This is a genomic window from Bartonella sp. MR168JLCBS (genome assembly GCF_042194175.1).
On sequence record NZ_JBHIMP010000371.1, the window covers coordinates 1 to 711 of the forward strand.

Here is a 711-nt window from a genome sequence, read left to right on the forward strand (position 1 = left end):
AAATTAGACGAAGAGATCAGATTAAAGATCAAAGCTTGTGCATGTTAGCTGGCGAAAGCCATTGCTTTTGCTGCCCCAACTTTGCGTGGTCGAACGTCTGGCGATTGCTGCTGTGCTTGCCTGGAGGCTTCTACACCCTCATGACGCGCAGTAACTGTTGAATACTCAGGCAGCTTATGCCGCTTTGATAAAGCTTGCTGTTTTTGCAAGTCTTGCGCCAATTCCGCAGACTGTTCTTGGCAGTTTTGTTGTGCTTGATGGGTTTGCACAATATTGTCTCTTACTTGTTTTACAATATCTGCATAATTTTCAATGGCGCTACATAAGGTAGAAAGACCTTCTTCGGCTTTTTTGCGTGTTTGATTTTTTATGCCAAGCGTTTGCCTACCCGCAAGCTTATGAAAAAACGTAGGATGGTTTGCAACTTGCCATGAAAGCTCTTCTCCCATGCCGGGACTTTTTTGAATCTCTTCAATTCTTTCCTGCAAAATACTCGGGTCGCCATAAGCGATTTTGCACCAATAGCAGACTTCTGCTTGAGCATATTGAACCGATGGATCTCTTTGAATCCTGTTGGCAATTTCCTTATTCGAAAGAGATGCCATCTCCTTTTCAGGATGAAGCGGCTTTCGTAGATTTTCAGCTCTTTGTTCTCTCTGTGTTGGTTCTTCATGGTGGCTTTGTTCTGCATGAGTAACACGCATAGTGGTT

General features: G+C 43.7%; 1 protein-coding gene. It reads right to left on the minus strand.

What is annotated here, in order from left to right:
• Positions 1 to 44 precede the first annotated feature (44 nt).
• On the minus strand, positions 45 to 711 hold a 667-nt coding region (locus ACFIK8_RS11465), incomplete at its 5' end, for a BID domain-containing T4SS effector (protein WP_375669501.1).